This window comes from Nocardiopsis lucentensis DSM 44048 (assembly GCF_000341125.1).
GTDB classification, from domain to species: Bacteria; Actinomycetota; Actinomycetes; order Streptosporangiales; family Streptosporangiaceae; genus Nocardiopsis; species Nocardiopsis lucentensis.
Window position 1 is genome coordinate 1 of the sequence record NZ_ANBC01000966.1, and the last position, 617, is coordinate 617.

A 617-nucleotide genomic window follows, 5' to 3' on the forward strand; every position below is an offset into this window, starting at 1 on the left:
GAGCGGGCCAGGGGGCGTCGGCTGGTGCGGGGCAGGTCGATGCCGTGGTCGGTGAACCAGGCCAGTCCGGTGTCGGTGAGGGCGAATCCGGTGTCTTGTCGCAGGAGGCCGTGGTGGGTGAGGGCGTCGGTGATGGCCACCCCCAGGTGGCCGGCGAGGTGGTCGTAGCAGGTGCGGGCTCGGGCCAGGGCGTGGTTGGCGCGGTGGGCGCGCAGGGTGGGTGCTGGTGGTGGGGTGGGGGTGGTGTGTGCGGCCAGGGTTTCGATCAGGTGTGCGGTGTCGCTGTCGGTGAGGCGGACGTAGCGGTGGCGGCCCTGGCGTTGCTGGGTGAGCAGGCCGCCCTCGATCAGGAGGGTGAGGTGTTCGCTGATGGTGGGGGCGGTGACGTTGGTGTGGTGGGCGAGTTCGGTGGCGGTCCAGGCGCGGTTGTCCAGGAGGGCGAGGCAGACGCGGGCGCGGGTGGGGTGGGCCAGCAGGTGGGCCAGGGCGGCGAGGTGGGTGGCGTGGTCGTTCATGGTTTCAGGGTGGGGTGGGCGCGCTTGGGTGGTGGCCGAAGTGTGTCCGGTTGTTGTGGTGGTGGTTCAGCGGTGGCCGATGAGGATGGTGGCGTCGGTGTG

At 71.3% G+C, this 617-nt stretch carries 1 protein-coding gene; it reads right to left on the bottom strand.

Features of this window, described 5'->3' with window-relative positions; translation table 11 throughout:
• Positions 1 to 515, bottom strand: a 515-nt coding sequence (locus D471_RS0132345; RefSeq protein ID WP_017602440.1) for an ArsR/SmtB family transcription factor, incomplete at its 3' end; no start/stop codon positions are given.
• Positions 516 to 617 lie beyond the last annotated feature (102 nt).